At 69.9% G+C, this 26,168-nt stretch carries 22 protein-coding genes; 14 read left to right on the plus strand and 8 right to left on the minus strand.

Annotated elements, in window-relative coordinates; genetic code table 11:
• Positions 1 to 8: 8 nt before the first annotated feature.
• Together OHB49_RS27175 and OHB49_RS27180 are read right to left on the minus strand one after the other, a co-directional pair.
• The gene (locus OHB49_RS27175; RefSeq protein ID WP_329163674.1) at positions 9 to 797 is read right to left on the minus strand and encodes a sugar phosphate isomerase/epimerase family protein; all 789 of its coding nucleotides are present in this window, start codon (positions 795 to 797) and stop codon (positions 9 to 11) included.
• Between the two features lie 121 nt (positions 798 to 918).
• Positions 919 to 1,983, minus strand: coding sequence for a LacI family DNA-binding transcriptional regulator (locus tag OHB49_RS27180; RefSeq protein WP_329163677.1), 1,065 nt, complete (start codon positions 1,981 to 1,983; stop codon positions 919 to 921).
• 107 nt (positions 1,984 to 2,090) lie between these two features.
• On the opposite strand from OHB49_RS27180, the gene OHB49_RS27185 reads away from it, so the two are divergent.
• The 3 genes from OHB49_RS27185 to OHB49_RS27195 are packed head-to-tail and all read left to right on the plus strand — an operon-like array spanning position 2,091 to position 5,211.
• A complete protein-coding gene (locus OHB49_RS27185; RefSeq protein ID WP_030970810.1) occupies positions 2,091 to 3,242 on the plus strand; it encodes a Gfo/Idh/MocA family protein in 1,152 nt (383 codons plus the stop codon).
• Positions 3,239 to 4,384 (plus strand): dihydrodipicolinate synthase family protein, encoded by a 1,146-nt coding sequence (locus tag OHB49_RS27190; RefSeq protein ID WP_329163679.1) that lies wholly within the window; start codon positions 3,239 to 3,241, stop codon positions 4,382 to 4,384. Before OHB49_RS27185 ends, OHB49_RS27190 begins: the two co-directional genes overlap by 4 nt.
• A complete protein-coding gene (locus OHB49_RS27195; protein ID WP_329163681.1) occupies positions 4,381 to 5,211 on the plus strand; it encodes a sugar phosphate isomerase/epimerase family protein in 831 nt (276 codons plus the stop codon). The genes OHB49_RS27190 and OHB49_RS27195 overlap by 4 nt, the downstream gene beginning before the upstream one ends.
• Before the next feature lie 269 nt (positions 5,212 to 5,480).
• Here OHB49_RS27195 and OHB49_RS27200 read toward each other — a convergent pair whose 3' ends face one another.
• A complete protein-coding gene (locus tag OHB49_RS27200) occupies positions 5,481 to 5,948 on the minus strand; it encodes a transglycosylase SLT domain-containing protein (RefSeq protein WP_371796176.1) in 468 nt (155 codons plus the stop codon).
• 442 nt (positions 5,949 to 6,390) lie between these two features.
• Here OHB49_RS27200 and recD2 point away from each other — a divergent pair, with 442 nt between their 5' ends.
• On the plus strand, positions 6,391 to 8,691 hold the full coding sequence (gene recD2, locus OHB49_RS27205) for an SF1B family DNA helicase RecD2 (RefSeq protein WP_329163683.1): 2,301 nt from the start codon (positions 6,391 to 6,393) through the stop codon (positions 8,689 to 8,691).
• Between the two features lie 129 nt (positions 8,692 to 8,820).
• The gene (locus OHB49_RS27210; RefSeq protein WP_030935925.1) at positions 8,821 to 10,110 is read left to right on the plus strand and encodes a citrate synthase; all 1,290 of its coding nucleotides are present in this window, start codon (positions 8,821 to 8,823) and stop codon (positions 10,108 to 10,110) included.
• Positions 10,111 to 10,621: 511 nt separating this feature from the next.
• Here OHB49_RS27210 and OHB49_RS27215 read toward each other — a convergent pair.
• Positions 10,622 to 13,024, minus strand: coding sequence for a heavy metal translocating P-type ATPase (locus OHB49_RS27215; RefSeq protein ID WP_329163685.1), 2,403 nt, complete (start codon positions 13,022 to 13,024; stop codon positions 10,622 to 10,624).
• A gap of 147 nt (positions 13,025 to 13,171) precedes the next feature.
• The gene (locus OHB49_RS27220) at positions 13,172 to 13,480 is read right to left on the minus strand and encodes a heavy-metal-associated domain-containing protein (RefSeq protein ID WP_030977090.1); all 309 of its coding nucleotides are present in this window, start codon (positions 13,478 to 13,480) and stop codon (positions 13,172 to 13,174) included.
• Positions 13,481 to 13,784: 304 nt separating this feature from the next.
• Here OHB49_RS27220 and OHB49_RS27225 point away from each other — a divergent pair, with 304 nt between their 5' ends.
• Positions 13,785 to 14,831, plus strand: a complete 1,047-nt coding sequence (locus OHB49_RS27225) for a zinc-dependent alcohol dehydrogenase family protein (RefSeq protein ID WP_329163688.1) — start codon at positions 13,785 to 13,787, stop codon at positions 14,829 to 14,831.
• Between the two features lie 111 nt (positions 14,832 to 14,942).
• On the opposite strand, the gene OHB49_RS27230 is transcribed toward OHB49_RS27225, so the two are convergent.
• The 3 genes from OHB49_RS27230 to OHB49_RS27240 form a co-directional block, all read right to left on the minus strand.
• Entirely contained in the window at positions 14,943 to 15,140 is a 198-nt protein-coding gene (locus tag OHB49_RS27230; RefSeq protein ID WP_030935124.1) for a helix-turn-helix transcriptional regulator, read from the minus strand.
• Between the two features lie 221 nt (positions 15,141 to 15,361).
• Entirely contained in the window at positions 15,362 to 15,745 is a 384-nt protein-coding gene (locus OHB49_RS27235) for a peptidoglycan-binding domain-containing protein (protein WP_329163689.1), read from the minus strand.
• 85 nt (positions 15,746 to 15,830) lie between these two features.
• A complete protein-coding gene (locus tag OHB49_RS27240) occupies positions 15,831 to 16,781 on the minus strand; it encodes a sugar phosphate isomerase/epimerase family protein (RefSeq protein ID WP_329163691.1) in 951 nt (316 codons plus the stop codon).
• 134 nt (positions 16,782 to 16,915) lie between these two features.
• Here OHB49_RS27240 and iolC point away from each other — a divergent pair, with 134 nt between their 5' ends.
• The 8 genes from iolC (at position 16,916) to OHB49_RS27280 (ending at position 26,077) form a co-directional block, all read left to right on the plus strand.
• Entirely contained in the window at positions 16,916 to 17,962 is a 1,047-nt protein-coding gene (gene iolC / locus OHB49_RS27245) for a 5-dehydro-2-deoxygluconokinase (protein ID WP_329163693.1), read from the plus strand.
• Positions 17,959 to 18,846 carry a Cgl0159 family (beta/alpha)8-fold protein gene (locus OHB49_RS27250; protein ID WP_329163695.1) on the plus strand — a complete coding sequence of 296 codons (888 nt, stop codon included), beginning with the start codon at positions 17,959 to 17,961 and terminating at the stop codon, positions 18,844 to 18,846. The genes iolC and OHB49_RS27250 overlap by 4 nt, the downstream gene beginning before the upstream one ends.
• 31 nt (positions 18,847 to 18,877) lie before the next feature.
• Positions 18,878 to 19,822 carry a 5-deoxy-glucuronate isomerase gene (gene iolB, locus OHB49_RS27255; protein WP_329163697.1) on the plus strand — a complete coding sequence of 315 codons (945 nt, stop codon included), beginning with the start codon at positions 18,878 to 18,880 and terminating at the stop codon, positions 19,820 to 19,822.
• The gene (gene iolD / locus OHB49_RS27260; RefSeq protein ID WP_329163698.1) at positions 19,819 to 21,729 is read left to right on the plus strand and encodes a 3D-(3,5/4)-trihydroxycyclohexane-1,2-dione acylhydrolase (decyclizing); all 1,911 of its coding nucleotides are present in this window, start codon (positions 19,819 to 19,821) and stop codon (positions 21,727 to 21,729) included. Before iolB ends, iolD begins: the two co-directional genes overlap by 4 nt.
• Before the next feature lie 20 nt (positions 21,730 to 21,749).
• Positions 21,750 to 23,249, plus strand: a complete 1,500-nt coding sequence (gene mmsA / locus OHB49_RS27265) for a CoA-acylating methylmalonate-semialdehyde dehydrogenase (RefSeq protein WP_030977107.1) — start codon at positions 21,750 to 21,752, stop codon at positions 23,247 to 23,249.
• Between the two features lie 211 nt (positions 23,250 to 23,460).
• Positions 23,461 to 23,913: an SRPBCC family protein gene (locus OHB49_RS27270; protein ID WP_329163700.1), complete on the plus strand. Its 453-nt coding sequence runs from the start codon at positions 23,461 to 23,463 to the stop codon at positions 23,911 to 23,913.
• Positions 23,914 to 24,186: 273 nt separating this feature from the next.
• Positions 24,187 to 25,083 (plus strand): phosphotransferase family protein, encoded by an 897-nt coding sequence (locus OHB49_RS27275; RefSeq protein ID WP_329163702.1) that lies wholly within the window; start codon positions 24,187 to 24,189, stop codon positions 25,081 to 25,083.
• A gap of 175 nt (positions 25,084 to 25,258) precedes the next feature.
• Positions 25,259 to 26,077: a maleylpyruvate isomerase family mycothiol-dependent enzyme gene (locus OHB49_RS27280; protein ID WP_329163703.1), complete on the plus strand. Its 819-nt coding sequence runs from the start codon at positions 25,259 to 25,261 to the stop codon at positions 26,075 to 26,077.
• Positions 26,078 to 26,168: the final 91 nt, after the last annotated feature.

The following is a 26,168-nucleotide window of genomic DNA, read 5'->3' on the forward strand; positions in this document are numbered from 1 at the left end:
CCGGGCACCTACTCCTTCGGCGCGCCCAGCCGCAGCAGATGGTCGCGTCCCGCGCTCAGCAGCCCGGGCAGGTCGGCCGCGCCCGGGTGCCAGCGCTTCTCGTACTCCCAGCAGACCCAGCTGTCCGGTTCCAGGGTGTCCAGGCACGCCCGGAGCGGCAGCACCCCGGCGCCGAGGGGCAGCGGAGTGAGATCGTCCGCCGACGCGATGTCCTTCACCTGTACGTATCCCAGGTGCGGGGCGAGAACCGCATGGCTCGCGACCGGCTCCTCGCCGGCCAGCCAGGTGTGCATGATGTCCCACAGCGCACCGACCTGCCGGTGCCCGACCGTCCCCACGACACGGGCCACGGCGGCCCCGGCCCGGTGTGAGTCATGGGTCTCCAGGAGGATCCGTACGCCCAGATCGGCGGCGTGCGGAGCGGCGGCGCCCAGCCGACGGGCGGCGTTCGCATCGGCCGTGTCCGGGTCCAGCCCGCCACCCCCGGGGAAGACCCGGACATTCGACGCGCCGATATCCCGTGCCAGCTCCACCAGGCCGGCGAGCTCGTCCAGCACCGGCTGGTCGTCTCCCTCGGCGGCGACCCGGACGTACCCGGCGACGGTCAGGATCTCGACACCGCCCCGCTTGAACCCATCGGCCACATCGGCGCGTTCGGCCGACGAGAGCCCCGGGTGCACCGGCTCCTCGGGGTGGGCGCGCAGCTCCACCCCCTGATAGCCGTGCTCGACGGCGAGCCGGATGACGTCGGCGACCGGCATCCCCGGCACTCCGAGGGTCGAGAAAGCGAGCTTCACGTGCGTTTTCCTTCCGTCGGTACGTGCCCCTGCGCCGTACGGACCGGACAGTGGTCCGCACATCATCGGCCCACGGCACGCAGTACGCGTACCCCCGACCCGGCGGCGGAACCCGGCCGGGTCACTTCCGCGGTGGCGCCGTCGACCCTCGGACCATCAGCTCCGCCGCGATCGTCGCGATGCCCCCCGGCGGCGGGGTCTCCTTGCCCATCGCCAGCCGGCCCGCCCGTGCCCCCGCCTCGAACAGCGGCAGTCGTACGGTCGTCAGCGCGGGAACCGCGTCCACCGAGAACGGCAGGTCGTCGAAGCCGGCCACGGAGATGTCCTCGGGGATGCGGAAGCCGCGGTCCCGGATCGCCGCGCTCGCGCCCAGGGCCACCGTGTCGTTGGCGGCGACGATCGCCGTCACCTGCGGTTCGCGGCGCAGGAGTTCGAGCGTCGCGTCGTAACCGGACCGGCGGTCGTACGGGCCGTGCACGGTGAGGCGCTCCTCGTCGCCGCCCAGCCCGGCATCCTGCATCGCCTCCTGGTGACCTTCCAGCCGGTGACGGGTCGTCGTCCGCTCCAGGGGGCCCGCCACATACCCGATCCGCCGGTGGCCGAGCGAGAGCAGGTGCTCGGTGAGGCGCCGGCCACCGCCCCGGTTGTCGAAGGCGAGCGCCGCCACGATCGCCTCGCCCTCCGGCAGCGGCGGCCGTCCGCACAGCACCACCCGGGTCCCCGCGTCCGCGAGTTTCGCCAGCTTCGCGTTCATCGCGGCCTGGTGCGCCGGGTCCTCCACGGCGCCGCCGGTGAGGATGACGGCTGCGGCGCGCTGGCGCTGGAGCAGAGTGAGGTAGGTGAGTTCGCGTTCGGGGGAGCCGCCGGTGTTGCAGACGACGGCGAGCTTCTCGCCCCCGGCCCGCCCGGAGCCGTCGCCCGGCCCGCCGATCTCGGTCTGCGCCGCCCCGGCCATGATTCCGAAGAACGGGTCGGCGATGTCGTTGACCAGGATGCCGACCAGGTCGGACGTGGCGGCGGCGAGCGAACTGGCCGGTCCGTTCAGTACGTAGTCGAGGTCGTCCACCGCGCGCAGCACCCGCTCCCGGGTGGATGCCGCGACCGGGTAGTTGCCGTTGAGCACGCGGGACACGGTGGCGGGCGACACCCGGGCGCGGGCCGCCACATCCGCCAGGGTGACTGTCATCGCATCCTCCGAGGGTTTTGGACCGGGCCCTCTTGTCCAGGCCGCTGTCGGCAGGCTAGCGTCATACCGCATAGAAAGCGCTTGCTACCGCTGTATGGAGGAACTTCGTGACACGCAGGACAGTGCGCATCGCCATGAACGGCGTCACGGGGCGCATGGGATACCGGCAGCACCTGGTGCGCTCGATCCTCGCGATCCGCGAACAGGGCGGCCTCGACCTCGGCGACGGCGAGGTGCTGTGGCCCGAACCCGTCCTCGTCGGCCGCCGCGCCCACGCGCTGGAGGAACTCGCCGCTCAGCACGGTCTGACCGAGTGGTCGACCGACCTCGACGCGGTCCTCGCGGACGAGTCGATCGACATCTACTTCGACGCCCAGGTCACCTCGGCCCGCGTCGAAGCGATCAAGAAGGCGATCGCCGCGGGCAAGCACATCTACACCGAGAAGCCCACCGCCACGGACGTCGAGGGTGCCCTGGAGCTGGCCCGTCTCGCCCGCGACGCCGGGATAAAGCACGGTGTCGTCCAGGACAAGATCTTCCTGCCGGGTCTGCTGAAGCTGAAGCGCCTCATCGACGGCGGCTTCTTCGGCGAGATCCTCTCCGTGCGCGGCGAGTTCGGCTACTGGGTCTTCGAGGGCGACTGGCAGGAGGCCCAGCGCCCGTCCTGGAACTACCGGGCCGAGGACGGCGGCGGCATCGTCGTCGACATGTTCCCGCACTGGGAGTACGTACTCCACGAGCTGTTCGGCCAGGTCAAGACCGTCCAGGCACACGTCCAGACGCACATCCCGCAGCGTTGGGACGAGCAGGGGAAGCCGTACGCCGCCACCGCCGACGACGCCGCCTACGGCATCTTCCAGCTGGCGAGCGGCGCCGTCGCCCAGATCAACTCCTCCTGGGCCGTGCGCGTCAACCGCGACGAGCTCGTCGAGTTCCAGGTCGACGGAACCCACGGCTCCGCCGTCGCCGGACTCCGTAACTGCCGCGTCCAGCATCGCTCGGCCACCCCCAAGCCGGTCTGGAACCCCGACCTCCCGGTCACCGAGCCGTTCCGCGACCAGTGGCAGGAAGTCCCCGACAACGCCGTCTTCGACAACGGCTTCAAGGCCCAGTGGGAGCTCTTCCTGCGCCACATCGTGCTCGACGAGCCGTACACCTGGGACCTGATGGCCGGCGCCCGCGGCGTGCAGCTCGCCGAGCTCGGGCTCAAGTCCTCCGCCGAGGGCCGGCGCCTCGACGTACCGGAGCTGACGCTGTGACGATCCACCTCCCGCAGGGCCCGTACGAACCCCGCACCACCCCGCTCGACCTCGCTCCGGGCGGGTCACCGCTCGTCTCCCGTACGGTCTTCTCCGCCGCGCATGTCGTCGCCGACCCGTACGCCGACGTCAGCCCCGACGGCCCCGCTGCCGTCGACTGGGACGCCACCCTCGCCTTCCGTCGCCACCTCTGGTCGCACGGCCTCGGTGTCGCCGAAGCCATGGACACCGCACAGCGCGGCATGGGCCTGGACTGGACGGGCGCCGCCGAACTGATCCGCCGCTCCGCCGCCGAGGCGAAGGCGGTCAGCGGCCGGATCGCCTGCGGCGTCGGCACCGACCAACTTCCCGCCGGCCCGGCCACGCTCGCCGAGGTGAAGGCCGCGTACGAGGAACAGCTCGCCCTGGTCGAGGAGAGCGGCGCCCAGGCCATCCTGATGGCGTCCCGCGCCCTCGCCGCCGCGGCGAACGGCCCCGAGGACTACCTGGAGACGTACGCACACCTGCTGCGCCAGGCCTCGGAGCCGGTCGTCCTGCACTGGCTCGGCCCGATGTTCGACCCGGGTCTGGAGGGCTACTGGGGTTCGACGGACCTCGACGCCGCCACCGACACGTTCCTGAAGGTCATCGCGGAACACCCGGACAAGGTCGACGGCATCAAGATCTCGCTCCTCGACGCCGAGCGTGAGATCGACGTACGCCGCCACCTTCCCGGCGGTGTGCGCTGCTACACCGGCGACGACTTCAACTACCCCGAGCTGATCGCGGGCGACGACCGCGGCTTCAGCCACGCGCTGCTCGGCATCTTCGACCCGCTCGGTCCGCTGGCCGCCCACGCGGTGCGCGTCCTGGACACCGGGGACGTCCAAGGCTTCCGTGAACTCCTCGACCCGACGGTCGAGTTGTCCCGGCACCTCTTCCGGACGCCCACCCGCTTCTACAAGACGGGCGTGGTCTTCCTCGCCTGGCTGGCCGGCCACCAGGACCACTTCACGATGGTCGGCGGCCTCCAGTCCGCCCGCTCGCTGCCGCACCTGGCGAAGGCGTACGAACTCGCCGACCGGCTGGGCCTGTTCCCCGAGCCGGAGCTGGCCGAATCCCGGATGCGCGCCCTGCTCACGGTCAACGGAGGTGTCCGATGACGGACCTGTCGCGTCTGAGCATCAACCAGGAGACCATCAAGCAGTGGTCGCTGCCCGAGCTCACCGAGGGCTGCGTCAAGGCGGGTATCGACAAGGTCGGCCTGTGGCGTGCCCCTGTCCAGGAGTACGGAGTCGAGCGCACCGCCCAACTTCTCACCGACGCCGGGATCTCCGTCACCAGCCTCTGCCGGGGCGGCTTCTTCACCGCACTCGACCCGGCCGAACGGGCCCGCGCCCTGGACGACAACCGGGCCGCGATCGACGAGGCGGCGGCCCTGTCCACCGACACCCTGGTCCTGGTCTCCGGCGGCCTCCCGGCGGGCAGCCGCGACCTCCACGGCGCCCGTGAACGCATCGCGGAAGCGCTCGCCGAGCTCGGCCCGTACGCGCAGGAGCAAGGCGTCCGCCTGGCGATCGAACCGCTGCACCCGATGTTCGCCTCGGACCGTTGCGTCGTCTCCACCCTGTCCCAGGCCCTGGACATCGCCGAGCGCTTCCCGGCGGAGCAGGTCGGCGTGGTCGTCGACACCTACCACATCTGGTGGGACGACCAGGCGGCCGCACAGATCGCCCGGGCCGGTGCGGGCGGCCGTATCCACTCGTTCCAGCTGGCGGACTGGATCACCCCGCTCCCGGCGGGCGTACTGGTCGGACGGGGCCAACTCGGCGACGGAAGCATCGACTTCCGCGCATTCCGCGAGATGGTCGAGGCCACCGGCTTCACCGGGCCGATCGAGGTGGAGATCTTCAACGAGGGCCTGTGGGCGCGGGACGGCGCCGAAGTTCTCGCGGAGGTCGCGGCCCGGTACGTCGAGCACGCCTGCTGAGAGCGGGTGCGAGGCGGCCGGGCAAAGAGATCGCAAAGGCGTGCAACCCTTCGGTGGCCTGCCGGGTCGTATCTTGCGTCGGGCGCTTCCGGGGAGGGATCCGGGGGGATCGGGAAGCCCTGATGAGGGTGGGGGAAAGCGAGAGGGGCCCGGTCTTGGACCGGGCCCCATTTCGCTTTACCGGGCCTGTTTCGCCGGCCTCCGGCAACCGGCCGGCCTGGACCGGGGCGGTTCGGCAGCCGTCGTGGGCCGTCTTCGGCGCCGGCTGATCAGTAGGCCGAGTTGACGTTGTCGATCGAGCCGTAGCGGTGGGCCGCGTAGTTGCAGGCGGCGGTGATGTTGGCGACCGGGTCGTAGATGTTCCACGAGGTGCCGGGGACGTGGTACGTCTTGAAGGTCGGATCGATGACCTGGAGCAGGCCCTTGGACGGTATGCCCTTGGCGGCGTTGGAGTCCCAGTTGTTGATGGCGTTGGGGTTGCCGCTCGACTCGCGCATCAGGTTGCGGTAGATGCCGTTGTAGGAGCCCGGGATGCCCTTGGCGTGCATGATCTCCAGCGACTGGTTGATCCAGGTGCTGACGTTGCCGGTGGACTGGGCGGGGGTGGCTGCCGAGGCGGCCGGAGCACCGGCGACGGTGCAGGCGGCGATCGCGGTACCGGCGGTGACCATGCCCAGCGTGATCTTCTTGATCTGGGTCATGTGAGCGAACTTCTTGGACATCGCGGGGATCTGCATCGGAATTACCTCTCCCGTGGGGATGCCAAGAATTGTTAAGCGAGTTCAAACTTCCGGTCAATGACCCTCTTTACTATCTGAATACGTACAGGGATTGGGTAACAGTGGACAAAATCGCCGCAAACAGGCCATGAAGCGCGATCTTTGTCCTACTAAGTCGCATCATGGTGACGCGCATCATATCGCCCACATCACACGACAGAAGTATCAAATCGTCCTAAAACGGACATGGGTATATCGCCCCTGAACCACACAAAGAAACCCCGCTATTCGCCCCGCGTAATGAATGGAAACGGGGAGTAATGAAAGTCGGTCGGCCTATTCGGAGTGACCGGGGGGAGCGCGCGCGGGACGCAGGGGCGCGCGACTGGCGGCGCGGGGAGGGGCCCGAAGCCGGTGACTGCGCGTGTGGAGTGTCGGTGGCGCCCGATACCGTCGGCTCATGTCCAACATGGCCGTCCTCGAAGGGGTCCTGGAGCGGATCACCTATGCCAACGAGGAGAACGGGTACACGGTCGCCCGCGTCGACACGGGTCGGGGCGGCGGTGATCTCCTCACGGTGGTCGGCTCGCTGCTCGGCGCGCAGGTCGGGGAATCGCTGCGGATGGAGGGGCGCTGGGGTTCGCACTCCCAGTACGGCAAGCAGTTCACGGTGGAGAACTACACGACCGTGCTGCCCGCCACGATCCAGGGCATCCGCCGCTATCTCGGCTCCGGGCTGATCAAGGGCATCGGCCCGGTGATGGCCGACCGGATCACCACCCACTTCGGCGTCGACACGCTCGACATCATCGAGCAGCAGCCGAAGCGTCTCGTCGAGGTCCCCGGGCTCGGGCCGAAGCGGACGAAGATGATCGCCGCCGCCTGGGAGGAACAGAAGGCGATCAAGGAGGTCATGGTCTTCCTCCAGGGTGTCGGTGTCTCGACGTCCATCGCCGTCCGCATCTACAAGAAGTACGAGGACGCGTCGATCTCCGTCGTGAAGAACCAGCCCTACCGGCTGGCCGCCGACGTCTGGGGCATCGGCTTCCTCACCGCCGACAAGATCGCGCAGGCGGTAGGTATCCCGCACGACAGCCCGGAGCGGGTCAAGGCCGGTCTGCAGTACGCGCTGTCGCAATCCACCGACCAGGGTCACTGCTTCCTCCCGGAGGAGCGGCTGATCGCCGACGCGGTCAAGCTGCTCCAGGTCGATACGGGGCTGGTCATCGAGTGCCTCGCCGAACTGGCCGAGGATCCGGAGGGGGTTGTACGGGAGAAGGTGCCGTCGCCCGAGGGAGGCGAGCCGATCACCGCCATCTACCTCGTACCGTTTCACCGTGCCGAGGTCGCCCTCGCCGCCCAGGTGCAGCGGCTGCTGCGGACGCCCGAGGACCGGATGCCCGCCTTCCAGGACGTGGACTGGGGCAAGGCGCTGACGTGGCTGGCGGGCCGTACAGGGGCGACGCTCGCCCCCGAGCAGGAGGCCGCCGTCCGGCTCGCGCTCAGCCGGAAGGTGGCCGTGCTGACCGGCGGACCCGGCTGCGGGAAGTCGTTCACCGTCCGCTCCATCGTCGAGCTGGCCCGTGCCAAACGCGCAAAGGTCGTTCTGGCCGCGCCCACCGGGCGGGCGGCGAAGCGGCTGTCCGAGCTGACCGGGGCCGAGGCGTCCACCGTGCACCGGCTGCTGGAGCTCAAGCCGGGCGGGGACGCGGCTTATGACCGGGACCGTCCGCTGGACGCCGACCTGGTCGTCGTCGACGAGGCGTCGATGCTCGATCTGCTGCTGGCCAACAAGCTACTGAAGGCCGTGGCACCCGGTGCCCATCTGCTGCTCGTCGGAGACGTCGACCAGCTGCCGTCGGTCGGCGCGGGGGAGGTGCTGCGCGATCTGCTCGCCGAGGGCGGCCCTGTCCCGGCGGTCCGGCTGACGACGATCTTCCGCCAGGCCCAGAAGTCCGGCGTCGTCACCAACGCGCACCGGATCAACTCCGGAGTGCCGCCCCTCACCCAGGGCCTCGACGACTTCTTCCTCTTCGTCGAGGACGAGACGGAGGACGCGGGCGTGCTCGCGGTGGACGTCGCGGCGCGCCGTATCCCGGCGAGATTCGGCCTCGACCCCAGGCGCGACGTGCAGGTCCTCGCGCCCATGCACCGCGGCCCGGCCGGTGCCGGCCACCTCAACGGCCTGCTGCAACAGGTCATCACCCCGGGCCGCCCCGATCTGCCCGAGAAGCGGTTCGGAGGCCGGGTCTTCCGTGTCGGCGACAAGGTGACCCAAATCCGCAACAATTATGACAAAGGGGAGAACGGCGTCTTCAACGGCACGGTCGGCGTCGTCACCTCGCTCGACCTGGACGAGCAGAAACTGACGGTCCTGACGGACGAGGACGAGGAGATTCCGTACGACTTCGACGAGTTGGACGAGCTGGCCCATGCGTACGCGATGACGATTCACCGCTCCCAGGGCAGCGAGTACCCGGCCGTCGTCGTCCCCGTCACCAAGAGCGCCTGGATGATGCTCCAGCGAAACCTGCTGTACACGGCTGTGACGAGGGCCAAGAAGCTCGTCGTGCTGGTCGGCTCACGGCAGGCGATCGGCCAGGCGGTCCGGACAGTTTCCGCAGGCAGACGCTGTACGGCGCTGGATCACCGGTTGCGCGGAGGGTCCGGCGGAGGATCCCCGGAAAAAATGATCGATCAAATCGGTGGGAAACATCACGGAGGCCTTCCGGAACCGGAGTCAAGGGGGCAGGATGAGTAAGTTCGCGGCACTGAGTGCCGTGAGTAGGTCCAATGGACGACCCCGAGTGCACTCTCCTGAGCCAAATGGGGGAGGGTGGAGACAGTCAGGGAACCTCGAAGAAGAGGCACTACGTCGGTGAGGGATGACGTGAGCGACAACTCTGTAGTACTGCGGTACGGCGATGACGAGTACACCTACCCGGTGATCGACAGCACCGTCGGCGACAAGGGCTTCGACATCGGGAAGCTCCGTGCAAATACCGGCCTGGTGACGCTGGACAGCGGATACGGCAACACCGCCGCATATAAATCCGCCATCACCTATCTCGACGGTGAGCAGGGCATCCTGCGGTACCGCGGCTATCCCATCGAGCAGCTCGCCGAGCACTCGTCGTTCCTCGAGGTCGCGTACACGCTCATCAACGGTGAGCTTCCCAAGGTCGACGAGCTGTCGACCTTCAAGAACGAGATCACCCAGCACACGCTGCTGCACGAGGACGTCAAGCGGTTCTTCGACGGCTTCCCGCGCGACGCCCACCCGATGGCCATGCTGTCCTCGGTCGTCAGCGCGCTGTCCACGTTCTACCAGGACAGCCACAACCCGTTCGACGAGGAGCAGCGTCACCTCTCGACGATCCGTCTGCTGGCCAAGCTGCCGACGATCGCCGCGTACGCGTACAAGAAGTCGATCGGGCACCCCTTCGTCTACCCGCGCAACGACCTCGGGTACGTCGAGAACTTCCTGCGCATGACCTTCTCGGTCCCCGCCCAGGAGTACGAGCTGGACCCGGTCGTCGTCTCCGCGCTCGACAAGCTGCTCATCCTGCACGCGGACCACGAGCAGAACTGTTCGACCTCCACCGTGCGCCTGGTCGGCTCCTCGCAGGCGAACATGTTCGCCTCGATCTCCGCCGGTATCTCGGCGCTGTGGGGCCCGCTGCACGGTGGCGCCAACCAGTCGGTGCTGGAGATGCTCGAGGGCATCCAGGCCAACGGCGGCGATGTCGACTCCTTCATCCGCAAGGTGAAGAACAAGGAGGACGGCGTCCGGCTGATGGGCTTCGGCCACCGCGTCTACAAGTCCTTCGACCCGCGCGCCAAGATCATCAAGGCCGCGGCCCACGACGTGCTGTCGGCGCTCGGCAAGTCCGACGAGCTGCTCGACATCGCGCTCAAGCTGGAGGAGCACGCGCTCTCCGACGAGTACTTCGTCTCGCGCAACCTCTACCCCAACGTGGACTTCTACACCGGTCTGATCTACCGGGCCATGGGCTTCCCGACCGAGATGTTCACCGTGCTCTTCGCGCTCGGCCGGCTCCCCGGCTGGATCGCCCAGTGGCACGAGATGATCAAGGAGCCGGGTTCCCGCATCGGCCGCCCGCGCCAGATCTACACCGGCGAGGTCCTGCGCGACTTCGTCCCGGTCGAGGGTCGCTGAGCTACGTAGCGCCCCCAGAACCACCCCGGCCTCGGCGGCCGGCTGCCTTCGCCCCGCGTACCGCGCTTCGCACAGAGCGCGGTGTCCGGGGCGATTTGCTTGCCCGGGCCCGCGAGCCTGCCCCGGTCCGGCGGGCATCCGTACAGAATGCGAGAAGCGCCCCGCCATCGATCCCCCCACGGGTCGACAGCGAGGCGCTTCCCATATCCCGGAGCGGATTCCCCCCACGGGATCCGGCCGGGCGTCTGCGGGAGCCGAAGCTCCTGGGTGTTCCTCGTCGTACCACTGCGCTGTACCGCTGTTTCTCATGGCGGTCCGCCGGGGTACGTACGCACGGGAGGGCCGCTCAAAGCTCCCCGGTGCACGTGCCCCGGCCAACGCTTGCCTGAAGCGTCCCCCAAGACGCTTCGCCGGACGTCCCCCAAGACATCCTTGGCATCGCACTCTAAGACTCTCGAACCTGCTGAATGGTTACCCCAAAACCAATGTGATCTAAATCTCTTTGTGGAAATCATGTGAAGGAGCGCAGTCGCAGGCTGTTCGTCACGACGAAGACCGATGAGAACGCCATCGCCGCTCCGGCAATCATAGGGTTGAGCAGGCCAAATGCCGCAAGGGGCAGGGCGAGGACGTTGTAGCCGAAGGCCCAGAAGAGGTTGCCCTTGATGGTGGCCAGTGTCCGCCGCGACAGCCGGATGGCATCGGCGGCCACCTTCAGATCTCCACGAACGAGGGTGAGGTCGCTCGCCTCGATCGCGGCGTCCGTACCGGTACCCATCGCCAGCCCGAGATCCGCCGTGGCGAGCGCCGCGGCGTCGTTGACGCCGTCGCCGACCATCGCGACCGAACGTCCCTCGGCCTGCAGCCGCTCGATGACGTGCACCTTGTCCTCGGGCAGCACCTCGGCGTAGACCTCGTCGATGGAGACGGTACGGGCCACGCTGTCCGCCACGGCCCGGTTGTCACCGGTCAGCAGCACCGGCCGCAGGCCGAGAGCCCGCAGTTCGGCCACTGCTGCCGCGCTGGAGTCCTTGATCGCGTCGGCGACCCCGAGGACACCGCGCGCCTCACCGTCCCAGGCGACGGCGACGGCCGTACGACCCCGGGCCGCCGCGTCCGCGAGGGCGGCGGACAGCGCCTCGGGGACGCCGATTCCGGCGTCGGTGAGCAGCTTCGGGCGCCCGACGAGGACCTGATGGCCGTCGACGGTGCCGCGCACCCCGAGTCCGGGGACGTTGACGAAGTCCTGGACGGCGGGCAGTGTCGCTGCGGTCCGCTCGCGGGCGCCGGTGGCGACGGCCTGGGCGATGGGGTGCTCGGAGGCGTGCTCCAGGGCGCCTGCCAGCCGCAGCGCCTGCGACGTGTCGGTGCCCGCCGTCACGTGGATGTCCTGGAGGGTCATCCGGCCGGTGGTGACGGTACCGGTCTTGTCGAGGACGATCGTGTCGATACGGCGTGTGGTCTCCAGGACTTCGGGTCCCTTGATCAGGATGCCGAGTTGCGCGCCGCGGCCCGTGCCGACCATGAGGGCGGTGGGCGTGGCGAGGCCGAGGGCGCACGGGCAGGCGATGATCAGTACGGCGACGGCGGCGGTGAACGCGGCCGTCACGTCGTTGGTGAGAAGCAGCCAGACGACCAGGGTGACCAGCGCGATCAGCAGGACGACCGGGACGAACACCGCCGAGATCCGGTCGGCGAGGCGCTGCACCTCGGCCTTGCCGTTCTGCGCATCCTCGACGAGCTTCGCCATCCGTGCCAGCTGGGTGTCGGCGCCGACCCGGGTGGCGCGCACGACGAGGCGGCCCGAGACATTGACGGTGGCGCCGGTGACGGCGTCCCCGACGTTCACATCGACCGGCACGGACTCGCCGGTGAGCATCGACGCGTCCACCGCCGAGGCGCCCTCGGTGACGGCGCCGTCGGTCGCGATCTTCTCGCCGGGACGGACGACGAAACGGTCGCCGACGGTCAGCCGGTCGACAGGGATGCGCACCTCCGTGCCGCCCCGGAGGACGGCGACGTCCTTGGCGCCGAGATGCATCAGCGCGCGGAGGGCGGAACCGGCCTTCCGCTTGGACTTCGCCTCCAGATAGCGGCCCAGCAGGATGAAGGTGATGACCCCGGCGGCGACCTCCAGGTAGATCGTGGAGGAGCCCTCGGTGCGCGAGACGGTGAAGTCGAAGCCGTGCCGCATGCCGGTCATGCCGGCGTCGCCGAAGAACAGCGCCCAGAGCGACCAGCCGAAGGCGGCAAGGGTGCCTATCGAGACCAGGGTGTCCATGGTGGCCGCGCCGTGCCGGAGGTTGGTCCAGCTGGCGCGGTGGAAGGGCAGGCCACCCCAGACGACCACGGGGGCGGCGAGGGTGAGGGAGAGCCACTGCCAGTTGTCGAACTGGAAGGCGGGGACCATGGCCAGGAGGACGACGGGGGCGGCGAGGACGGCCGAGACGATGAGGCGCTGACGCAGCGCGGCGAGGGCGTCGGCGGCGTCGGTGTCCGCGGCGTCCGCAGTCTCTGTGGGGCGTGCGGGGGGTGTGGCGTCCACCGTGTCCTCGGTGTCTGCGGCGTCGGTGACTGCCTTTTCGGTGAGGCCCGTGTCGTCGGCCGGAGGCGTCCGCTCGGTCGCGGGTGGCGGTACAGGCGAGGCGGGCGGCGTCGGTGCGGGCCGCTGCAGCGGCTGCGCCGTGTAGCCGGTCTTCTCGACAGTCGCGATCACGTCGTCGAGCCGGGTTCCGGCACCGAACTCGACGCGGGCCTTTTCGGTCGCGTAGTTGACGGTGGCGGTGACGCCGTCCATCCGGTTGAGCTTCTTCTCGATGCGGGCCGCGCACGAGGCGCAGGTCATCCCGCCGATCACGAGCTCGGCCTCCGAACTCGCGGCTGCCGGGGCCGCGGCCTCTGTTGCGCTGTACATGTCCGAACTCCTGAAATGCCGACCGGGCCGTGCCTGCCAGTATCTGCTGGTCGGTCCGGCCCGGCGGTAAAGGGTGGCGCGGGTGGTGAGATTGATGCGGGGTTGCGCGGGTCTGCCGCAGGAGTGCTGAGGGGGCCGGGGCGGTATTCAGGCCTGGCCGACGAGTTCGTAACCCGCCTCGTCGACCGCCGCGCGCACGGTGTCCTCGGTCAGTGGCGTCTCGGAGACCACGGTCACCTGGCCGGTGGCGGCCACGGCCTTCACCGAGGTGACGCCCTCGATACCGGAGATCTCCTGGGAGACGGCGCCTTCGCAGTGCCCGCAGGTCATGCCGGTCACCTGGTAGACGGTGGTGACCCCGCCCGTCGTGGCCTCGGTGCCCGTACCGTCGTGGCAGGAGCCGCTCGGCGAGCAGCAGGAGCCGGTGGCCTGGGTGAGCTGGATCTCGGTGGTCATGGTGTTCTCCTCTTCGACGCGTACGTCTCGGTGTGACGCCAGGGGCTCCCGGGAATGCTGGTGCACCCCACACTCATACTTTATACCCCTAGGGGGTATGAATGCGAGATGGGCGCGTTTTCGGGCGGGTGGCGTCGGCCATCCGGCGGAATCCAGCAGGCGGCGTCGACGACCGGCTTCGACGCGACGGGCGGGCCACAAGATCACCGCCGGGGCGTAGATTCGGCGACCTGATGGCCGGCCCGGTGGGCGGTCCGAGGGAAGGCCGGGCGAAGGCCGGTGGGCGGGACGAGAGGCGGGGCCGATGCGGGCTGTGGTGTTCGAGGAGTTCGGGAAGACCGCCGGGGTGCGGGACGTGCCGGATCCCGCACCCTCCGGCCAGGGCGTCGTGGTCCGCGTCGAGGCGACCGGGCTGTGCCGCAGCGACTGGCACGGCTGGATGGGTCACGACCCGGACATCACCCTGCCGCATGTGCCCGGTCATGAACTCGCCGGTGTGGTCGAGGCGGTCGGGAGCGCAGTCGTCAACTGGCGACCGGGCGACCGCGTCACCGTTCCCTTCGTCTGCGCCTGCGGCCGCTGCTCCGCCTGCGCGGCCGGGGCCCAGCAGGTCTGCGAGCGGCAGACCCAGCCCGGTTTCACCCACTGGGGTTCGTTCGCCCAGTACGTGGCGCTGGAACAGGCCGACGTCAATCTGGTCGCCGTGCCCGAAGAGCTGTCGTTCGCGACGGCGGCAGGTCTCGGCTGCCGGTTCGCCACGGCGTTCCGGGCCGTCGTCGGTCAGGGGAGGGTGGGTCCGGGCGAGTGGGTCGCGGTGCACGGCTGCGGCGGGGTCGGGCTGTCGGCCGTCATGATCGCGGTGGCCTGTGGGGCGCGGGTGGTCGCCGTCGACGTCTCGGCTCGCGCGCTCGAACTGGCGCGGACGTTCGGAGCGGTGGAGTGTGTGGACGCGTCCGCCCATCCGGGCGGCGCGGGCGAAGCGGTGCGCGAACTGACGGGTGGCGGTGCCCATCTGTCGCTCGACGCGCTGGGCTCCCCGGTCACCTGCGCCGCCTCGGTCCGGAGCCTGCGGTGGCAGGGCCGCCATGTGCAGGTGGGTCTGCTGCCCACGGCGGCCGGTGACCCCGTCGTCCCCATGTCGCGGGTGACAGGCCTGGAACTGGAGATCCTCGGCAGCCATGGAATGGCCGCGCACGACTACCCGCCGATGATGGACATGGTGCGGGCCGGCACCCTGCGCCCGGACCTGCTGGTGACCTCCACCATCGCGCTGGACGCTGCCCCGGCGGCGCTCGCCGCGATGGGAACGGCCCTCGGGGCAGGAGTGACGATCATCGAACCGGCGCAGTAGCCGCGCCCGCCCGGACCCGGCGAAGACGGAGGCCCCGTACGGCGTCGGCGGATCACGGAGGCCGATCGCCGGACGGGGCCGGAACGGAAACGGGGCGACAAGGAGGAGGTGTCAGTCCCTGCGGCCCCGGTTGCCCGGGCGTGACGCGACCCAGGCGCGGACGGTGTCCGCGTACCAGTAGGGCTTACCGCCCTCCACATGGTCCGGTGCGGGAAGCAGCCCGTGTTTGCGGTACGAGCGGACCGTGTCCGGCTGCACCCGGATGTGCGCTGCAATGTCCTTGTAGGACCAGAGCCTTCTGTCCGTCATGAATGACACCTCTCTGCACCGCAGCGGCAGTCGGGGGGTCGTCGGGGGAGCCGCGGTGCGCACGACGCCGACGATCACTCGGCCTGTGTTCGGTGAACGACGCGGAGTGAGCGGCGGAGAGGGGCTGTCGAGCGCCTGTGACGGAAGACCCGCGTAACGGAGACATGTGTGACGAGGAGGTGATCTTTGTGACAGAAGGCGTGCATTGGGGTCGAATTCGACTAAGCGTTCCAGAGCGCCGACCAGGTTCGCGGTCCGACCAGGCCGCTCGGAATGAGCGGCGGGTGGTCCGCCTGGAAGCGTTGGACAGCGGCGAGGGTCGTCGGCCCGAAGGTGCCGTCGACCTCACTCCACGGCAGATAGCGGCGGTTGGCCAGCAGGCACTGCACCTCCGAGGCCCGGTCGCCCTGATCGCCGTAGAAGGTCGGCTCGTTGCCGAAGTAGAACGCGCAGACCGCGCCGGCGCCGGGCGGTGCGAGCGGCGGTGCCGGCTCCCGCCCGGCGGCCGAGGCGGCCGGGGCTGCGACGAGGGCGGCGGCGAGGGCGAGTGCGGCCAGGGCCGAGGCCCCGGCAGTCCTGGGGGTGCGGAACGCTTTTCGGATCACGGTGAGTTGCTCCTTGTCCGGTCGAGGGGTGCGGTGGGGCCGCACCCTCCTCTCGCCGAGAACAACACCGCAATCCGCCCCCACGTCACTTCCCCGGGCGGTTCGGCGTGTCGGGTGCCCGCACCGGGGTGCCGCAGGAGCGGAGGAAGTCACGGGTGCGGCGGGCGATCGGGAGGGGCTTGTCGGGCGGGCACGGGTACATGTCCTGCTCGACGATCGCGAACAGATCGACGTCCAGCCGGCGGGCGGCGTCGAGCACGGGCTCCAGGGCGGGTACGCCGTTCGGCGGTTCGCACATCACCCCGCGCGCCACGGCGGGTCCGAACGGCACCTCGTCCGCCACGACTTGGGCCAGGATCTCCGGGGCGACCTGCTTGAGGTGCAGATAGCCGATCCGCTCGCCGAAGGTCTCGATCAGCTTGACGCTGTCACCGCCGCAGTAGGCGTAGTGACCGGTGTCGAGACAGAGCGAGACCAGGTCGGGGTCCGTGGCGTCGAGGAACCGGCTGACGTTCTCCTCGCTGTCGACATGGGTGTCCGCATGAGGATGGACGACGATGCGCAGCCCGTACCGGTCCCGTACCTCGCGGCCCAGCCGCTCCGTCTGGGTGGTGAGGTCGCGCCACTGCTCCGCGGTGAGCGTGCGGTCCTCCAGAACCTCACCGGTCTTGTCGTCGCGCCAGAACGACGGGATGACCACCAGATGCTCGGCGCCCATGGCCCGGGTGAGCGCCGCGATGTCGGCGACATGCGCCCAGGTCCGGTCCCAGACGTCCGGTCCATGGTGCAATCCGGTAAAAACGGTGCCCGCGGAGACGGTGAGACCGCGGCGTCGGGTCTCGTCCGTCAGGCGGGCCGGGTCGGTCGGGAGGTAGCCGTAGGGGCCCAGCTCGATCCACTCGTAACCGGCCTCGGAGACCTCGTCGAGGAAGCGCTGCCACGGCACCTGCTGCGGATCGTCGGGGAACCAGACCCCCCAGGAGTCGGGTGCCGAGCCGATACGGATGCGGGCCGGAGCGGATGCTGAAGAGGTCATATCGCTCACACTCCCGGCCTCGGGAGACGGGTGTCAAGGCTTCGTCCTTATGTCCGGACAAAATGTTGACAGGGTTCCCGAGAGAGGGCTAGACCTGGGGGCAGCCGCTCCGGTCGCCGGTCGAAGGGACGCGTATGCCTGAGATGTACGACGTGATCACCATGGGGCGGATCGGGGTTGACCTTTACCCGCTTCAGACCGGTCTGCCGCTGGCTCAGGTCGACACGTTCGGAAAGTTTCTCGGTGGCTCACCGACCAATGTGGCCGTCGCGGCGGCCCGGCTCGGCAGGCGGACGGCGGTGGTGACACGCACCGGCCGGGACGCGTTCGGGGACTATCTCCACCAGCAGCTGCGGGAGTTCGGGGTGGACGACCGATGGGTGACGTCGGTCGACGCGTATCCGACCCCGGTGACCTTCTGCGAGATCTTCCCGCCGGACGACTTCCCGCTCTACTTCTACCGGCAGCCCAAGGCGCCCGACCTGGAGATCCACGAAACGGAACTCGACCTGGACGCGATCCGCGCGGCCCGGGTCTTCTGGATGACGGGCACCGGCCTGTGCGCGGAACCGAGCCGCACGGCCACGCTGGCGGCGCTGCGCGCCCGGAGCGAGGCCCGGGAGCGGTCGGCCGGCGGGCAGGGACCCGGCCCCCTCACGGTCTTCGACCTGGACTGGCGCCCGATGTTCTGGACCGACGACCCCGGCCACCCCATCGCGGACCACCCCGGCCACCCCATTGCCTCCGCCCGCTACCGCGAGGCCCTTGCGCACGCCACCGTCGCCGTCGGCAATCTCGACGAGTGCGAGATCGCCACCGGGGAGCGCGAGCCGTACCCGGCCGCCCGCGCCCTGCTCGCCGCCGGGGTCGAGCTCGCCGTCGTCAAGCAGGGCCCCAAGGGCGTCCTCGCCGTCCACCGCGACGGCACCGTCGCCGACGTCCCGCCCCTGCCGGTCGAGGTCGTCAACGGTCTCGGCGCCGGAGACGCGTTCGGCGGTGCGCTCTGTCACGGGCTGCTCGCCGGCTGGGAGACCGAGCGCGTCATGCGGTACGCCAACGCCGCCGGCGCCATCGTCGCGTCCCGGCTCGCCTGTTCGCCGGCCATGCCGTTCCCGTACGAGGTGGAAGAGGCGCTCGTCCGGGGCGCCGTCACCGCCGGTGAACCCGGGGCGGGCTCATGACGCCCGCGGCCTCCTCCGTCTCCGACCTCGTCCGGCTGCGTGTGCGCCACCCCGAGGCCGTCACCGAGGCCGCCGCCCGGCGCCGAAGGCGGCCCCTCGTCGGCGACAGCGGCCGCCTGATGATCATTGCCGCGGACCACCCGGCCCGCGGCTCCTTCGCCGTCGGCGAGCACGAACTGGCCATGGCCAACCGGTTCGAGCTGCTGGAGCGGCTCTGCCTCGCCCTCTCCCGCCCCGGCGTCGACGGCGTCCTCGCCACCGCGGACATCCTCGACGACCTGCTGCTTCTCGGCGCGTTGGAGAACAAGGTCGTCGTCGGCTCGATGAACCGCGGCGGACTCGCGGGCGCATCCTTCGAACTCGACGACCGCTTCACCGGCCACCGCCCCGACGACCTCGCCCGGCTCGGTTTCGACGCGGGCAAGCTGCTGCTCCGTATCGACTACGACGATCCCGGTTCCCTCGACACGATGCATGCCACCGCCCGCGCGATCGACGCCATGGCCGCGCACCGGCTGCCGGTGTTCGTCGAGCCGTTCCTCTGCCGCCGTGTCGACGGCAAGGTCCGCAACGACCTCGGCGCGGCGGCGGTGACCACGTCGATCGCCATCGCCTCGGGGCTGGCCGGCACCTCCGCGTACACCTGGCTCAAGGTCCCCGTCACCGAGAACCCCGACGACATGGCGCGCGTGATGGAGACATCGACGCTGCCTGCCGTGCTGCTGGGCGGCGAGGTGGGCGGCGACCAGGAGGGTGCGTACGAGAAATGGCGCAGGGCGCTCCGACTCCCCACCGTCCAAGGGCTGGTGGTCGGGCGGTCGTTGCTCTATCCGGTCGACGGCGATGTGGCCGGAGCTGTCGACACAGCCGTGGCGCTGCTGTAGCGAGAGAGCAGGGACGGGTATGGGAGAGGGCATGACTACGGACAACGACGAAGGCGTACACGACCGGCCGTCGCACGAGCGGCATCTGCCCGCCGGCAGCGCGGCCGACGGACCGTATGCCCTGGACATCGACCCGAAGCGGGCCGGTTGGGACCGGTCGAGTCTGCGCGTGGTGGAGCTGCCGCCAGGTGGTGTTCACACACTGGCCACCGGGGAGAGTGAATGGATCATCCTGCCGTTGACCGGTGGCTGTACGGTGCACACCTCAGGTGAGATCTTTGAACTGCTGGGCCGGGAAAGCGTGTTCAGTGGGGTCTCCGACTTCGCGTACGTACCGCGTGACGCCCATGCCCAGATCTCCTCCGGCGCCGGAGGCCGCTTCGCCCTGGCAGGAGCGAAGTGCGAGCGACGACTCCCCGCTCGCTACGGCCCCGCGCCGGAGGTACCCGTCGAGCTGCGCGGCGCAGGGAACTGCTCGCGGCAGGTCAACAACTTCGCCGCTGCCGACACATTCGACTGCGACCGGCTGATCGCCGTCGAGGTCCTCACCCCCGGCGGCAACTGGTCGTCGTACCCGCCGCACAAGCACGACGAGTACCGCCCCGGCGCCGAGTCCGTCCTCGAAGAGATCTACTACTTCGAGATCGAGGAGAACCGGGGCCGGCCCGGCCTCGGCTACCACCGCGTGTCCCCGTCCCGGCCCGGCGGTACGGACGTCCTCGCCGAAGTCCGCAGCGGTGACGCCGTGCTGATCCCCGACGGCTGGCACGGCCCCTCCATCGCCGCTCCCGGCCACACCCTGTACTACCTCAATGTGATGGCGGGCCCGGGAGAGCAGCGGGAGTGGCTGATCAGCGACCACCCCGACCACGGCTGGATCCGCGACACCTGGCCCGCCCAGCCGGTCGACCCCCGGCTGCCGCTCCACGGACTCTCCGGAACATCCGGACTCTCCGCTCAGGAGGCACCTCGATGAGCACCCGCAGGCTCACCACCGCCCAGGCCCTGGTGTCCTTCCTCGCCCGCCAATACACCGAGCGCGACGGCCGGCGACAACGTCTGATCAGCGCCACCTGGGGCATCTTCGGCCACGGCAACGTCGCCGGAATCGGCCAGGCGCTCCTGGAGACGGGGGCCGCCGCGCCCGGGTCCGTATCCGCCCGGCCGGCCATGCCCTACCTCCAGGGCCGCAACGAGCAGTCCATGGTGCACGCCGCCGTCGGCTACGCCCGCCAGTCCGGCCGTCTCTCCGCGCACGCCGTCACCACCTCCATCGGCCCCGGCGCCACCAACCTCGTCACCGGCGCCGCCCTCGCCACCATCAACCACCTCCCCGTCCTCCTCCTCCCCGGCGACATCTTCGCGACCCGCCCCGCCGACCCCGTGCTCCAGCAGCTCGAAGTCCCGTCCGCGGGCGACCTCTCCGTCAACGACTGCCTGCGCCCCGTCTCCCGCTACTTCGACCGCATCACCCGCCCCGAAGCACTCGTTCCGGCCGCCCTCCAGGCCATGCGGACCCTCGCCGACCCGGCGGAGACCGGCGCCGTCACACTCGCGCTGCCGCAGGACGTGCAGGCGGAGGCGTACGACTGGCCGGAGGAGTTCTTCGCCGAGCGCGTCTGGCACGTACGCCGCCCCGCACCCGACGCCCACGAACTGGAACGGGCGGTAAGGGCCGTGCGCACCGCCCGCCGGCCGCTGATCGTCGCAGGTGGCGGGGTCCATCACAGCGCGGCCGAGGAGACCCTGGCCGCACTGGCCGCCGCCACCCGGATCCCCGTCGCCTCCACCCAGTCCGGCAAGGGTTCGCTGCGCCACGACCACCCCGCCGACGTCGGCGGCATCGGACACACCGGCACCGCGACCGCCGACGAACTGGCCCGTACCGCCGACCTGATCATCGGCATCGGCACCCGCTACTCCGACTTCACCACCGCCTCCGCCACCCTCTTCTCGAACCCGGCGGTCCGCTTCCTCAACCTCAACATCACCGGCTTCGACGCCCACAAGCTCGCCGCGCTCCCGCTCGTCGCCGATGCCCGCACCGCCCTCGAAGCGCTGACCGAGGCCCTGAACGAGCGCAACTACCGCGTCGACCCGGCCTACGAGACCGAGTACACCGACGCCAAGGAGCGCTGGGAGCAGCGCGTCGACACGGCGTTCGCCGCGGACGACCCGGCTGCGCGGCCCACCCAGGCCCAGGTCCTCGGTCTGCTCGACACCCTGGTCGACGACGACGACATCCTGATCAACGCGGCGGGCTCGCTCCCCGGCGACCTGCACCAGCTGTGGCGGACCCGCTCCCGCAGCCAGTACCACGTCGAGTACGGCTACTCCTGCATGGGATACGAGATCCCGGCTGCGATCGGCGTACAGCTGGCCGCTCCCGGCCGGCCCGTCTGGGCGCTCGTCGGCGACGGCACCTACCTCATGAACCCCACCGAGATCGTCACCGCCGTGCAGGAGAACCTGCCGGTCAAGGTCGTCGTCCTGCAGAACCACGGCTACGCCTCGATCGGCGGACTCTCCGAGGCGGTCGGCGCCGAAGGCTTCGGTACCGCCTACCGGCAGCGCGCCGCCGACGGCAGCTTCACCGGCCCCCCGCTGCCCGTCGATCTCGCGGCCAACGCCGGCTCTCTCGGCATGCGGGTGTTGCGCGCGAAGACCGTGCGTGACCTGCGCGAAGCCCTCGCCGTCGCGCGGGCCTCGGACCGCCCCACTTGTGTCTACGTCGAGACCGAAACGGCAGACACAGTGTCGGGCCCCCCTCCGGCGCAGGCGTGGTGGGATGTTCCTGTAGCCGAAACGGCCACCCGCCCGTCGGCGGTCAAAGCCCGGGAAGACTACGACCGGCAAGTCGCAGCCCGACGCCGCCACCTCTGAAGGCCTGAAGGAGTTTCGTAATGAAGACTGTCAACCACTGGATCGGTGGCAAGACCGTCGAGGGCACGTCGGGCAACTACGGCCCGGTCACCGACCCGGCCACCGGCGCCGTCACCACCCAGGTCGCACTCGCCTCCCTCGAAGAGGTCGACGCCGCGGTCGCCGCCGCGAAGGACGCGTACGCGACGTGGGGCACGTCCTCGCTGGCTGCCCGCACCGCCGTCCTGTTCCGCTACCGCGCACTGCTCGACGCGCGCCGTGACGACATCGCCGCGCTGATCACCGCCGAGCACGGCAAGGTGCACTCCGACGCGCTCGGTGAGGTCGCCCGCGGTCTGGAGATCGTCGAGCTGGCCTGCGGCATCACCACCCAGCTCAAGGGCGAGCTGTCCACCCAGGTCTCCAGCCGGGTCGACGTCTCCTCGATCCGCCAGTCGCTCGGTGTCGTCGCGGGCATCACGCCGTTCAACTTCCCGGCGATGGTGCCGATGTGGATGTTCCCGCTGGCCATCGCCTGCGGCAACACGTTCGTGCTGAAGCCGAGCGAGAAGGACCCGTCGGCCGCCAACCTGCTTGCCGAGCTGGCCGCCGAGGCCGGACTGCCGGACGGCGTCCTGAACGTGCTGCACGGCGACAAGGTCGCCGTCGACGGACTGCTGAACCACCCGGACGTTGCCGCGGTCTCCTTCGTCGGCTCCACCCCGATCGCCCGCTACATCCACACCACCGCCTCCGCCAACGGCAAGCGCGTCCAGGCGCTCGGCGGTGCGAAGAACCACATGCTGGTCCTGCCGGACGCGGACCTCGACGCCGCCGCCGACGCCGCGGTCTCCGCCGCGTACGGCTCCGCCGGTGAGCGCTGCATGGCCATCTCCGCGGTCGTCGCGGTGGGCGCCATCGGTGACGAGCTCGTCGCCAGGATCAAGGAGCGCGCCGAGAAGATCAAGATCGGCCCCGGCAACGACCCGACGTCCGAGATGGGCCCGCTGATCACCGCGGCCCACCGCGACAAGGTCGCCTCGTACGTCACGGGCGCGGCCGCCCAGGGCGCCGACGTCGTCCTCGACGGCACCGGCTACACGGTCGACGGCTTCCAGGACGGCCACTGGATCGGCCTCTCCCTCCTCGACCACGTGTCCACCGACTCGGACGCGTACAAGGACGAGATCTTCGGCCCGGTGCTGTGCGTCCTGCGCGCCGAGACGTACGAGGAGGGCGTCGCCCTCATGAACGCCTCGCCGTTCGGCAACGGCACCGCGATCTTCACCCGCGACGGCGGCGCCGCCCGCCGCTTCCAGCTGGAGATCGAGGCCGGCATGGTCGGCGTCAACGTGCCTATCCCGGTGCCGGTGGGCTACCACTCCTTCGGTGGCTGGAAGGACTCGCTCTTCGGCGACCACCACATCTACGGCAACGACGGCGTGCACTTCTACACCCGCGGCAAGGTCGTCACCACCCGCTGGCCGGACCCGGCGGACGCTCCGGCGGGCGTGGACCTGGGCTTCCCGCGCAACCACTGATCCGTATCCCACCCGCACCGGGCCCCGGCCGCAACCAGCGGCCGGGGCCCGGTGGTTCTTCGACGGCGGGCCGCCCGGCGGGGCGCGGCGTTCCGGAACAGTCCGCGGCGCCGGCCGGGAAGAAACCCCAGCAGAACCGATGAGTCTCAGCGTCCACGGGTGTCTACAAGTGCGACAGTCCCGACCAGGCACGAAAACGAGGAGACGAAGCATGAGCACCGAGCAGACCACCCCGGCCAACGGCTTCTCCTACAAGTTGACCCGAACGCTCGACGCCTCCGCGGTGAAGGTGTGGCGGGCGTGGACCACTCCCGAGCAGTACGCCCGGTGGGCCTACGCCGTTGCCGGCTCCGTCGAGATGGACGTACGGCCGGGCGGAGTGTGGAAGGCCACGATGGCCACGCCCGACGGCGGACAGTTCCCGCTGACCGGCTCCTATCTTGAGGTCGCCGAGAGCCGCCTCCTGGTGGTCGGCATGGACGTACCCGGCAAGCCCGCGCCCGTAGCCATGACCGTGGAACTGGACGAGCAGAACGACCACCACACGCAGATCGTGCTCCACCAGACCTGCGACACCGTCGAGGAACGCGACATGGCCGAGCAGGGCAGCACCATGCTCCTCGACAGCCTGAGCGCCTTCCTGGCCGATGAAGCGGGTAACTGACCCCGCTCAGAACTTCTGCACCCGGCCGACGTGCAGTTGGATCTTCTCCGTGACCAGGACGGGTATTGCTGCTGAAGGGGCCACCGAACCGACCAGGAATCTCTTTGCGAAAAGGGTTGTGAGCACGGCGTGACGTGAGTCGTCAAGGCGCGTTCACAGCCCCTTTCGGTGCTTGAAGAGAGGCCATCCGCGCCGTTGCGGGCCTGGTCGGCGACCGCACGGCCACTCGATGACCACCGCTGACGTCGTGTGGTCGATTGGTATCGTCCGCGAATGACCAGTCGCAGCCGCGACCGCGTCGTCGCAGACGTCCGCAGCGTCGTGATTGCGCACATGCCCGACTACCAGGTCGACTCCGTCGTGCAGCTCGGCGAGGGCCTGGACAACCTGGCGTACGAGGTGAACGGTGAGCTGATCGTGCGCTTCGGTAAGGAGCCCGACCTGGCACGGCGGGCCGCCCTGCTGAACCACGAGGCCCGCGTGCTTGCTGCCGTCGCCGACGTTTCGCCGCTGCCCGTGCCCCAGCCGACGTTCACGGTCGCGGAGCAGGGTTGTCTGGCCTACTTCAAGCTTCCCGGCGTGCCACTGGTGGATATGCCGCGGCACCAGCGATCGGCTCACGGCACGTCGATCGGCGCCACGCTTGGCGAGCTGCTCACTGCCCTGCATGCTGTTGCGATCGATCGGATGGCCGTGGAAACGGACCACCAACCGGTGGCCGAGTGGCGACATGAGGCCACGGAGAACTATGTGACGGTGGCCGGACGGGTACCGGCGGCGCAGCGCCGATCCGTCGAGGCGTTCCTGGACGCCGCACCACCGCACGATGGCTGCACCCCGACGTTCTCCCACAACGATCTGGGGATCGAACACGTTCTCGTCGACCCGGTCGCGTGGACGGTGACCGGCATCATTGACTGGAGCGATGCCGCCGTCGTCGATCCCGCCTGCGACTTCGGGCTGCTCCACCGCGATCTCGGCCCCGCGGCCACCCGCGCCGCCATCAGCACCTATCGAACCGACACCAACGACGTCGCGGCTCTCAGCGAGCGCGCCGTGTTCTATGCCAGGTGCAGTGTCTTCGAGGATCTGGCATACGGCATCGAGACGGAACAAGACAAATACGTCGACAAGAGCCTTGCCGCGATGGAATGGCTGTTTCCGTCATAGCCGCCTCATCTCGACCGAGCCGCCAGGGACATCAACCCGCCGGGAGAGAACCTGCACCCCCAATGAACCCGCCCCGGTGGCTGCTCCCACCGACGCGGCCTGGCATCCTGCACGGATCCGCCGGACCTTCGGCCCTGGAGGTCGGCTCATGGCAGCGGGACAGAGGGAGACAACCGTGGAACCAACGCCTGCCCGGGAACGGCGAGACGCGCTTCCCGAGGGACTTGCCGAGGCGATACACGACACCGCCGAGGAGATAGCGGCGTTGCTGCGCGGCCGGACGGACACGGGCATCCCGGTCCCCGGATCCACCTGGACCCTCGGTGAGGCGGCGGCCCACCTGGCGCAGGCCAATGAGCTGATGGCCGATATCGCGGCCGGCCACGACCGCCCGTACGGGGACGGTACGCCGCAGAGCCTGGCGGCGGCCAACGAGCGCTCCCTCGCCGGGTTCGGCGAGCGTGGGGCCGATCCGCTCGCCGAGATGATCGTGGCGCAGGCCGACGCCTTCCTCGCGGCGGCGGAGCAGCGCCCGTTGGACGAGACCGTGATCACCCCGCTGGGCTCGATGGATGTGGCCATCCTCGGCTCGTACCTGCTCACGCACATGCTCGGCCACGGCTACGATCTCGCCCGCGCGGTGGGGCGTCCGCACATGCTCGACGGCGCCCGGGTCGAGCTGTCCCTGCCCTTCATGATCACCAGCATGCCGCGGGTGGTCGCCGCCGCCGCTGCCGGGCTGAACGCGCGCTTTGCGATCCGCCTGCGGGGTGGACAGCGCTTCGGCGCGACCTTCACCGACGGAGCGCTGACCGTCAGCCCGGGGCCGTTGAGCCGCCCGGACTGCACCATCCTCATCGAACCGGTCACCTTCCTGCTGATCGCTCTCGGCCGCTGCGATCCGTGGGGCGCCATGGCCCGCGGCCGTGTGCTGGCCTGGGGCCGCAAGCCCTGGATGGCCCCTCGCTTCCCGGCCTTGTTCACGGCGCCCTGAGAGACACGCCTCCGGCATACCGCGTACGGAGTACGGCGGGGGAGGAGCGTACGTCTCAAGGAGGCTCGGCAGTTCCCCCTTTCGGCAGCCC

The sequence above is a fragment of the Streptomyces sp. NBC_01717 genome, assembly GCF_036248255.1.
Classification (GTDB): domain Bacteria; phylum Actinomycetota; class Actinomycetes; order Streptomycetales; family Streptomycetaceae; genus Streptomyces.

Coding starts and splice junctions, on each gene's coding strand:
- OHB49_RS27180 (WP_329163677.1), bottom strand. CDS start 1,983: ATGACAGTCACCCTGGCGGATGTGGCGGCCCGCGCCCGGGTGTCGCCC.
- OHB49_RS27195 (WP_329163681.1), top strand. CDS start 4,381: ATGACGGACCTGTCGCGTCTGAGCATCAACCAGGAGACCATCAAGCAG.
- OHB49_RS27200 (WP_371796176.1), bottom strand. CDS start 5,948: ATGCAGATCCCCGCGATGTCCAAGAAGTTCGCTCACATGACCCAGATC.
- recD2 (WP_329163683.1), top strand. CDS start 6,391: ATGTCCAACATGGCCGTCCTCGAAGGGGTCCTGGAGCGGATCACCTAT.
- OHB49_RS27215 (WP_329163685.1), bottom strand. CDS start 13,024: ATGTACAGCGCAACAGAGGCCGCGGCCCCGGCAGCCGCGAGTTCGGAG.
- OHB49_RS27220 (WP_030977090.1), bottom strand. CDS start 13,480: ATGACCACCGAGATCCAGCTCACCCAGGCCACCGGCTCCTGCTGCTCG.
- OHB49_RS27225 (WP_329163688.1), top strand. CDS start 13,785: ATGCGGGCTGTGGTGTTCGAGGAGTTCGGGAAGACCGCCGGGGTGCGG.
- OHB49_RS27230 (WP_030935124.1), bottom strand. CDS start 15,140: ATGACGGACAGAAGGCTCTGGTCCTACAAGGACATTGCAGCGCACATC.
- OHB49_RS27240 (WP_329163691.1), bottom strand. CDS start 16,781: ATGACCTCTTCAGCATCCGCTCCGGCCCGCATCCGTATCGGCTCGGCA.
- iolC (WP_329163693.1), top strand. CDS start 16,916: ATGCCTGAGATGTACGACGTGATCACCATGGGGCGGATCGGGGTTGAC.
- OHB49_RS27250 (WP_329163695.1), top strand. CDS start 17,959: ATGACGCCCGCGGCCTCCTCCGTCTCCGACCTCGTCCGGCTGCGTGTG.
- iolB (WP_329163697.1), top strand. CDS start 18,878: ATGACTACGGACAACGACGAAGGCGTACACGACCGGCCGTCGCACGAG.
- iolD (WP_329163698.1), top strand. CDS start 19,819: ATGAGCACCCGCAGGCTCACCACCGCCCAGGCCCTGGTGTCCTTCCTC.
- mmsA (WP_030977107.1), top strand. CDS start 21,750: ATGAAGACTGTCAACCACTGGATCGGTGGCAAGACCGTCGAGGGCACG.
- OHB49_RS27270 (WP_329163700.1), top strand. CDS start 23,461: ATGAGCACCGAGCAGACCACCCCGGCCAACGGCTTCTCCTACAAGTTG.
- OHB49_RS27275 (WP_329163702.1), top strand. CDS start 24,187: ATGACCAGTCGCAGCCGCGACCGCGTCGTCGCAGACGTCCGCAGCGTC.